6 protein-coding genes are annotated in these 9,716 nt (G+C 67.4%); 3 read left to right on the forward strand and 3 right to left on the reverse strand.

Features of this window, described 5'->3' with window-relative positions:
* From HMPREF3115_RS19415 to HMPREF3115_RS19425, 3 genes are all read right to left on the reverse strand, one after another.
* On the reverse strand, positions 1-1,205 hold a 1,205-nt coding region (locus HMPREF3115_RS19415), incomplete at its 3' end, for an ABC transporter permease subunit (protein ID WP_256276281.1).
* A gap of 94 nt (positions 1,206-1,299) precedes the next feature.
* Entirely contained in the window at positions 1,300-2,142 is an 843-nt protein-coding gene (locus HMPREF3115_RS19420; protein ID WP_070555640.1) for an ABC transporter substrate-binding protein, read from the reverse strand.
* 478 nt (positions 2,143-2,620) lie between these two features.
* On the reverse strand, positions 2,621-3,517 hold the full coding sequence (locus tag HMPREF3115_RS19425; RefSeq protein ID WP_070555642.1) for a glutamate/aspartate ABC transporter substrate-binding protein: 897 nt from the start codon (positions 3,515-3,517) through the stop codon (positions 2,621-2,623).
* 267 nt (positions 3,518-3,784) lie between these two features.
* Between HMPREF3115_RS19425 and HMPREF3115_RS19430 the strand changes: the two genes are divergently transcribed.
* The 3 genes from HMPREF3115_RS19430 to HMPREF3115_RS19445 all read left to right on the forward strand — a co-directional run bounded on the left by HMPREF3115_RS19430 (position 3,785) and on the right by HMPREF3115_RS19445 (position 9,668).
* Positions 3,785-5,428 (forward strand): S8 family peptidase, encoded by a 1,644-nt coding sequence (locus HMPREF3115_RS19430; protein WP_035487601.1) that lies wholly within the window; start codon positions 3,785-3,787, stop codon positions 5,426-5,428.
* A 678-nt stretch (positions 5,429-6,106) separates the two neighbouring features.
* Positions 6,107-8,869, forward strand: coding sequence for a magnesium-translocating P-type ATPase (mgtA, locus tag HMPREF3115_RS19440; protein WP_070555644.1), 2,763 nt, complete (start codon positions 6,107-6,109; stop codon positions 8,867-8,869).
* A gap of 58 nt (positions 8,870-8,927) precedes the next feature.
* Positions 8,928-9,668 (forward strand): transporter, encoded by a 741-nt coding sequence (locus tag HMPREF3115_RS19445; protein WP_006403306.1) that lies wholly within the window; start codon positions 8,928-8,930, stop codon positions 9,666-9,668.
* Positions 9,669-9,716: the final 48 nt, after the last annotated feature.

Raw genomic sequence — 9,716 nt, forward strand, 5'->3', positions numbered from 1 at the left:
TGCTGCTGGCCGCCCGACAGCTGATGCGGATACTTGTTCGCATGCTCGAGCATCCCGACCTTCGACAGCAGCGACAGCGCCTGCACGCGGATCGCATCGGTATCGGCCTGGCGGTGATAGCACGGCGCCATCATCACGTTCTGCAGCGCGGTGCGATGCGGAAACAGGTTGAAGCTCTGGAACACCATGCCGATGTCGAGGAGGCGGTCGTTCGGCACGCGCGGCGGATGCGCGCCCGCCGCACGAATGAACGGCGCGCCGTACAGCTCGATCTCGCCCGCGTTCAGCGGCGCCAGCCCGTTGATCGTGCGGATCAGCGACGTCTTGCCGGACCCCGACGGCCCGATGATCGACACGACTTGGCCGGGTTCGACGTCGAGATGAATGTCCTTCAGCACTTCATGGCGGCCGTAGCGCTGCTGGATGCCCTTGAGCCGCAGTGCGAACTCGGCGGTCGCACGCGGCCGCGGCGCGGCGGCCGCTGCCGACAGCGGCAGCGCCGCACTCGCCGGCGCCGGCTGCGTCGCCGTGCGGCGGCTGACGTCGAGATGCCGTTCGAGATAGCCGAGCAAGCGGCTGAATACCGTGACGATCAGCACGTAGTAGAACGCGACGGCCAGCATCGTTTCGAACACGAGGAAGTTCTGCGTGTACAGCCGTTGGCCGACGAGCAGAATCTCGGCGAGCGAAATCACCGATACGAGCGAAGTGAGCTTCACGATCGTGATGAACTCGTTCGCGAGCGCCGGCAGCGCGATGCGGATCGCCTGTGGCATCACGATCATGCGCTGGATGCCGGTGAAGCGGATGCCGAGCGCACGGCCGGCCTCGAGCTGCCCGCGCGGCACCGACAGAATGCCGCCGCGATGGATCTCCGCGAAATACGCCGTCTCGCTGAGCACCATCGCGATCAGGCCGGCCGTGAACGGATCGGACAGCACGGTGCTGGTCGCGGGAAACACCTGCGGCAGGTTGTAGATGAACACGAGCAGTACGAGCAGCGGCAGGCTCCGGAAGAACCAGATATAAGCGGCCGCAGCGCGTTTGAGCGCCGGCTGATGCGACTGCCGCGCCAGCGCGACCGGAAAGCCGAGCAGCACGCCGAGCACCCACACCGACACGCTGAGCTTCACGACGACGACGCACGCGCGCCAGAAATCCTTGTCCCACAACAGCTGCAACGCATAGTGCCAATCGAACTGCATCGGAGACTCCTCAACCGGCGGAAGGGAAAGCGGCCGCCCGCGCATCGCGCGAGGCGAACGGCCGCCGCAGCGGCGTACGCGCGAACGCGTGCGGCTACTTCGCGGTGCCGAGCGCGGCCGCGACGTCGGCGGCCGTCGGCTCCTGCAGCCCGTACTTCTTCACGAGACTGCCGTATTCGCCGCTGCGCTTCGCGTCGTTCAGCGCACCTTCGAGCGCGTGCTGCAGCCCGCCGTCGCCCTTCGTCACGCCGAGGCCGATCACGATCGGATACAGCAGCGTCGTGGAGCTCGGCTCGACACGCCCGTTCGTCTGCTTCGGAATGCCCTGCGCGACGGCCGCGTCCTCGATCTGCACGTCGACGGCCTTCGACATCAGCGCGGACGTCGCCTCCGGCGACGTCGGAAATTCGAGGATCGCGATTTCGCCGCGGCCCGCCGGCTTGCAGGTGTCGGTCGAGATCGCGCGCAGCTTCGGCGTCCACGACGCGCCCTTGATCGAGCCGACGCGCTTGCCGCAGAGTTCGTCGGGCGTTTTCGGCCGATACGCGCTGCCCTTCGCGACGAGCAGCGATGCGCCCGTCTTCAGGTACGGCACGAAGTCGACCTGCTTCACGCGATCGGGCGTCACGTACAGCGCGGAGGCGACGACATCGAAGCGGCGCGCCTTCATGCCGAGAATCAGATCGGGAAAGCGCGTGTCGAGGAAGACCGGCTCGAGCTTCAGATGCGTCGCGAGCATCCGCGAGAACTCGGCATCGAAGCCGGCCGGCTTGCCGCCGTCGAGATAGGCGTACGGCGGATAGGTGAGATCGGAGCCGATCAGCAGCGTGCCGGGCTTCACCGTCTGCAGCGGCGCCGCCGATGCGAGCGAAGCCGCGAAAGCCAGCGGCACGAGCGCGCCGCGAAGGAAAGGTCGAAGCGAAGACTGACCGGACATGGCGTGACTCCCGATTTTTCGGCTATCGCGCAAACGGCTCGCAACTGCGCCTGCGCGCCGCCCCATGCGGCTCCGCAGGTTTTTACGCCGAAAATTGTTGAACAATTTCGGCCGATTCTGACCAGTTCAAATTGAAATCTGAATCCGGGTTTACGCCCGGACCCGATGCGGGCATGCGCAGCGTGCGCGCATGCATGCGATCGCGCGGCGTGCGGGCGCGTGTGGGAACAAAAGGGAATCAACGATGGGTGAACACGACGCGGATCGGCGGTTCAGCTGCGTCGCGCGGAGGGAACGGCACGTGCATCGGCAAGCGACGTCGCGCGGGCTGCGCGCGCCGCGTTGCAGGCTATGCAACGGATCGTGAGACGGCCGCACCGGCATCGGACGGCCGCGATGTTTCGCCGATCATACGACGCATGCGTCGTGCGTGCCGAACGGCGCACGCATGCGATACGACGCGCCGAGCGCGTGCGAATCAGTACTGCGCCTGATCGGTAGGATTCTTGAAGAGCTGCTTCATCTCCGTCGACAGCGGATAGTTCAGGCTCACGCCCTTCGGCGGGATCGGCTGCATGAACCAGCGATCGTAGAGCTTCTCCGCTTCACCGGACGTCTGCATCTTCGCGATCACGCCGTCGACGACGCGCTTGAACGCCGGATCGTCCTTGCGCATCATGCACGCGTAGTTCTCGTGCATCAGCGGCGTGCCGGTCACCGTATAGGCGCCCGGATTGCGATCCTTCGCGATCTCGCCGTACAGCAGCGGCTCGTCCATCACGAACGCGACCGCGCGGCCGGTCGTCACGTTCATGAACGCTTCCGCGTGATCCTTCGCGCTGATGATCGTCATGTTCATCCCCTTCTCCTCGTTCAGCTTGCGCAGCAGCCGCTCGTCCGACGTGCCCGCCGTCGTCGCGACCGTCTTGCCCGCGAGGTCCGGGAAGTCCTTCACGCCCGAGTCCTTGCGCGTGCTGAAGCGGATGCCGTACAGAAAGATGCTGTTCGAGAACGCGGCCTGCTTCTGCCGTTCGAGCGTGTTCGTCGTCGATCCGCATTCGAAGTCGATCGTGCCGTTCTGCAGCAGCGGAATCCGGTTCTGCGACGTGATCGGAATCTCCTTCACCGTGAGGCCCGGCAGGCTCAGGTCCGCCTTCAGCTGATCGATGATCCGCGCGGCGATGTCGCGCGAGTAGCCGATATTCTTCTGCTGATTGTCCGAGTAAGAGAACGGCACCGACGATTCGCGGATGCCGAGCGACACGACGCCCGTGTCCTTGATCTTCTTCAGCGTGCCGGTCAGCGCCTGGGCATGCGCGGCGCCGGCCAGCGCACAGGACAACGCGACAGCGGCCCAACGAAAGCGGCGATCCATGCTTTTCTCCTGACAAAACGTTGATCGAACCGCGATCGTACGCCCGACAAAATTCGCGTCGCATCAGGGAAAGCGTAAGGAAACGCAACCGTTTGCCGTCCCGCACGCATTTCTGCGCGAATCGCCTCAAGAAGCCGCCGCGGCAGCCGTTACCCACAGCAAGGCGCACGCGGCATCCCGCCGCCGCGCCCGCAGCAACGGGTCCGGCTCGGCCGGCCCGGGTTCCACGCCGGCACGACGGCTTCCTAACGAGGATCGAGTTTCAACATGAGCGCCAAACGTCTCAACCTTGCCGTGGCACGCGCTGGCCACGCGCGCATGCTCGCCGGCATCCTGTCGGCCGCCGCCCTCCTTCCTCTCGCGGGCTGCGGCGGAGGCGGCGGCGACGGCGGCACGACGCCGCCGTCGAACGCGTCTCCGGCACCGACGCCGACGCCCGCGCCGGCACCGAGCGCGCCGCCGGCATCGTCGGGCAACGGCGCGTGCACGACCTCGCAAGCCGCCGCGCAGATGGCCGCTCAGAGCGTCGCGCCGACCGAACCGCCGGTCGATCATCTGATCGTTCGGCTGAAAACGTCGACCGCCACGCATGCGATGGCGGCCGCCGACACCGCATCGCGCTTCGACGCCGTGATCCAGCGCTCGATCGCACGCTGGAATGCGCCGGTCGGCACCGCGCGCGCCTATGCGAGCACCGCCGCGCAGACGTCGCTGAACGTGCAGGTCGAGCGCACGATCTCGAACGGCGCGGCCGTGCTCGCGCTCGGCCAGCGCATCGCCGCGGCCGACGCCGACGCGCTCGCGCAGGCGTTCGCGGCCGATGCCGACGTCGACTACGCGGAACCCGATCACCGGATGAACGTGCGCGACACACCGACCGACCCCGACTACAACCAACAGTGGTATCTGTTCGATCAGACCGGCGGCGTCGATCTGCCGGCCGCCTGGGATCGCACGAAGGGCTCGCCGAGCGTCGTCACGGCCGTGCTCGACACCGGCTATCGGCCGCACGAGGATCTCAACGCGAACCTGCTGCCCGGCTACAGCTTCATCTCCGACATCAACGTCAGCAACAACGGCAAGACGCGCGGCAGCGACGCGACCGATCCCGGCGACTGGGTCACGCAGCAGGAACTCGACGATCCGAACGGCCCGTACTACCACTGCGAAAGCCAGCCGAGCAACAGCACGTGGCACGGCACGCGCGTGATGGGCGTGATCGGCGCGAACGCGAACAACGGCATGGGCATCGCCGGCGTGTCGTGGCTCGGCCGCATCCTGCCCGTGCGCGTGCTCGGCAAATGCGGCGGCTCGACGAGCGACATCGCCGATGCGATGCGCTGGGCGGCCGGCATCCCCGTCAACGGCGCGCCGAACAATCCGACGCCCGCGAAGGTGATCAACCTGAGCCTCGGCGGCACCGGCGCGTGCAGCACGACGTTCCAGCAGGCGATCGACGACGTGACCGCGAAGGGCGTGACCGTCGTCGTCGCGGCCGGCAACGACGGCCAGTCGACCGCGCTCGACCAGCCCGCGAACTGCCGTGGCGTGATCGCGGTCGGCGCGACCGATTCGACCGGCCGCCGCGCGTCGTTCAGCAACTTCGGCTCCGACGTCGCACTGAGCGCACCGGGTGTCGGCATCGTGTCGACCGCGAATTCGGGCACGACGACGCCGGGCACCGACACGTACGGCCCCGCGAACGGCACGAGCTTCGCCGCGCCGCAGGTGAGCGGCGTCGCCGCGCTGATGCTGTCGGTGAACGGCAACCTGACGCCCGCGCAGATCCAGCAGAAGCTGCAAGGCGGCACGCGCGCCGCGAAGCTCGCCGCGGGCACGTCGTGCACGGCGGCGCCGGCCGGTTCGGGCATCCTCGACGCAGGCGCTGCGGTCGCGTCCGCGGCACCGTGACGCACGCGAGACAGCCGCGCACGCATCGCGTCTCGCGGCTGTCTCGCGGCCTGTCTCGCGGGTACCGCCCCCGCGCGAAGCATCGAGCGGCCGGCCAAAAGGGTTGACGCTTAGCAGCACGAGCTATTACCATCGCCCCCGTCTGATTACATGGAGTGTTCTGTGAACACCGATGCGAGTTGTAGTTGGCGCTTGGCCAACTTGACTGCTGCCTGAGGAAACTGCGCAGAGCCTCGTCTTCTGCCGCATCCCGGGAAGCAGGATGCGGCGCCCTTCCGGCCTGACCGGCCCGATTCCCCGCCGAATTTTTCGATGATGTCGAACGACACGCGTGCGCCGTCGCGCGCGTGCGTTCGTGCCGCGCGCGGCGTTGCCGCGTGCGTTTTCCGTTCGCGCGCCGACCGGCCGCATGCGTTCGCGCATGCGTGGCCGCCGTTCGGCCGTGCCGTTGACCCGTTACCGACAGGAGCGCAGATGAACCCGGACGACAGTAGTCGATTACCGCTCGCCGGTGCGCCGTGGCGCATCGTCCGATCGGTCGCGCCACGCGCGCCGGCGAGCGTTTCCGCCGTTACCGAATCACCCCCGATCGCGCGCGATGCGACGCGGCGGGCTGCGCGCGTGCGTCGCTGACGTCACGGTCGCTCCCGCCGCCACGCCGCGCGCCAGGAGCGACCCATGACACAACGCATTCCAACGAAGAAGAAACAGCGCGGCTTCGTCGCGGCCGGCACAGCTGCACACCACGATACGCAGATCGTGCGCGCTGCGCAGTATGCGGCGCAGCCGCTCGACGAGCTGCTGAAGATCCTGCAAACGACCACGCGCGGTCTCACCGAAGCGCGGGCCGCCGAGCGTCTGCAGGACGACGGCCCGAACGAAATCGCGCACGACAAGCCGCCGCACTGGACGATCCAGCTGCTGCGCGCATTCCACAGCCCGTTCGTCTACGTGCTGCTGGTCCTGGCCGCGATCAGCTTCCTGACCGACGTGTGGTTCGCGGCGCCCGACGACCGCGATTACGTCGGCACCACGATCCTGCTCACGATGGTCGTGATCAGCGCGGTGCTGCGCTTCGTGCAGGAATTCCGCTCGCTGCGCGCGGCGGAAAAGCTGAAGGCGATGGTGCGCACGACCGCGACCGTGCTGCGCGCGACGACGGCGACGGCGGAACCGGCGCGCCGCGACGTGCCGATGCGCAACGTCGTCGTCGGCGACGTCGTGCATCTGTCGGCCGGCGACATGGTGCCGGCCGACGTGCGGCTGCTTGCGTCGCGCGACTTGTTCATCAGCCAGGCCGTGCTGACCGGTGAAGCGCTGCCGGTCGAGAAGTACGACACGCTCGGCGCGGTCGCCGGCAAATCCGCGAACGCGCATGCGCCGGGCGACGCCGGCAACGTGCCCGTGTCGCCGCTCGATCACGAGAACGTGTGCTACATGGGCACGAACGTCGTCAGCGGCACCGCGACCGCCGTCGTCGTCGCGACCGGCGAAGACACGTACCTCGGTTCGCTTGCGCGCAACGTCGTTAGCCACAAGCGCATCGAGACGAGCTTCGACCGCGGCGTCGCGAGCGTGAGCTGGCTGCTGATCCGGTTCATGTGCGTGATGGTACCGATCGTGTTCATGATCAACGGGCTGACCAAAGGCGACTGGCTCAGCGCACTCACGTTCGCGCTCGCGGTCGCGGTCGGCCTGACGCCGGAAATGCTGCCGATGATCGTCAGCGCGAACCTCGCGCGCGGCGCGGTCGCGATGGCGCGCCGCAAGGTCGTCGTCAAGCGGCTCAATGCGGTGCAGAACTTCGGCGCGATGGACGTGCTCTGCACCGACAAGACCGGCACGCTCACGCAGGACCGCATCATCCTCGAGCATCATCTCGATGCGTCCGGCTATCGGAACGAGGACGTGCTGCGTCTCGGCTGGTTGAACAGCTTCCATCAGAGCGGCCAGAAGAATCTGATCGACGCCGCCATCGTCGCGCGCGCGGACGAAATCGGCGACTCGGTGAAGCCGCACGGCTACCGCAAGATCGACGAGCTGCCGTTCGACTTCGTGCGCCGCCGCCTGTCGGTCGTCGTCGCGGACGCGCACGGCGCGCATCTGCTGATCTGCAAGGGCGCGGTCGACGAAATGCTCGCGGTATCCACGCATGTCCAGGACGAGCACGGGCTGCGTCCACTCGACTTCACCGCGCGCCAGCGGCTCCTCGAACAGGCGAACGCATACAACGAGGACGGCTTCCGCGTGCTCGTGCTCGCGACGCGCGCGATCGCGCGTGGCGACGAGCGCGAACAGTACCGCACCGCCGACGAACGCGATCTCGTCGTGCGCGGCTTCCTGACCTTCCTCGATCCGCCGAAGGAATCGGCCGCGCCGGCGCTCGCGGCGCTACGCGAAAACGGCGTCGCGGTGAAGGTGCTGACCGGCGACAACGCGATCGTCACGATGAAGGTCTGCCGGCAGGTCGGCCTGTCGCCCGGCACGCCGTTGCTCGGTCCGCAGATCGACGCGCTCGACGACACGGCGCTCGCCGATGCCGTCGAACGCACGACCGTGTTCGCGAAGCTTACGCCGCTGCAGAAGGCGCGCATCGTGAAGGCGCTGCAGGCGAACGGCCATACGGTCGGTTTTCTCGGCGACGGGATCAACGATGCGCCCGCGCTGCGCGATGCCGACGTCGGCATCTCGGTCGACACCGGCGCGGACATCGCGAAGGAAACCGCCGACCTCATCCTGCTCGAGAAGAGCCTCATGGTGCTCGAGGAAGGCGTGATCAAGGGCCGCGAGACGTTCGGCAACATCCTGAAGTATCTGAACATGACCGCGAGCTCGAACTTCGGCAACGTGTTCTCGGTGCTCGTCGCGAGCGCATTCCTGCCGTGGGAGCCGATGCTCGCGACGCAGCTGCTCGTGCTGAACCTGATCTACGACACGTCGCAGATGCTGCTGCCGTGGGACCGGATGGATCCCGAGTTCCTGAAGAAGCCGCGCAAGTGGGAGGCCGGCAACATCCGCCGCTTCATGCTGTGGGTCGGCCCGACCTCGTCGGTATTCGACATCACGACCTACGTGCTGATGTGGACCGTGTTCGGCGCCGGCGCGATGTATCACCTGCACGGTGGCAGCGGCGGCCAGATCGTGATGAATTCCGGCTGGTTCATCGAAAGCCTCGTGTCGCAGACGCTCGTCGTGCATCTGCTGCGCACGCAGAAGATCCCGTTCCTGCAGAGCACCGCGTCGCTGCCGGTGCTGCTGTCGACGATCACGGCGATCGCGATCGGCTGCTGGCTGCCGTTCTCGCCGTTCGCCGACGCGCTCGGCTTCATCCATCTGTCCGGCAGCTACTGGCTGTGGCTCGTCGCGACGATGGCCGGCTACATCGTGCTCGCGCAGATCGTGAAGACGATCTACGTGCGCCGCTACAAGCAGTGGTTCTGAATTTCCGCGCATCGATGCGGCCGGCGCGCGCCGGCCGCCCCATCCGACAGGTGATCCAATGAAAAGAATTCTTCCGTACGCGGCCGCGGGCGCGCTGCTCACACCGCTCGGCGCGATGGCCGCGCATCCGCTCGTCAGCGACGATACCGGCACGCAGGGCAACGGGAACTGGCAGTTCGAACTGAATGCCGAGCAGACGCCGCGGCAGCCCGACACCGGCTACCGGCAACTGTGGAACGCGACGCTCACGCGCGGCTTCGGCGAGCGCGTCGATGTGTACGTGAACGCGCCGTATACGAACCTCGAGACGCGCACCGACGACAGCGGGTCCGGTTTTGGCGACGTCGAAATCGGGATGAAATGGCGCTTCGTCGAGCGCGGGCCGCTTACGCTCGCGTTGAAACCGAAGTTCACGGTGCCGGTCGGTAACGGCCGGCGCGGCCTCGGCACGGACCGGCTCGGCGCGGGCACCACGTTGCTCGCGCAGTTCGACGTCGCGCGGTTCTCGTTCCTCGCGAACGCCGGCCTCACGTATCAGCCGACGCGCGAGCACGATCTCGCGTCGATCTGGGCCGTGTCCGGCGCGGCCATCTACCATGCGACCGACCGGCTGCAACTCGCGCTCGACGTCGGCACGTCGCGCAATCCGACGCGTGGCGCCGGTGCGAATCCTGCGTTCGCGATCGCCGGCGCGATCTATTCGCCGACGCCCTGGCTCGATGTCGACGTCGGCTATCGACGCGGGCTGAACGACCAGACCGATCACGCAGTGATGGCCGGCGTGACCGCTCGCTGGTGACGCGCGCGCGATGCATCACCGTGCCGCACGCGCGGCGCGCGTGCGGCA

The organism is Burkholderia sp. HMSC10F09 (genome assembly GCF_001806955.1).
Classification (GTDB): Bacteria; Pseudomonadota; Gammaproteobacteria; order Burkholderiales; family Burkholderiaceae; genus Burkholderia; species Burkholderia multivorans.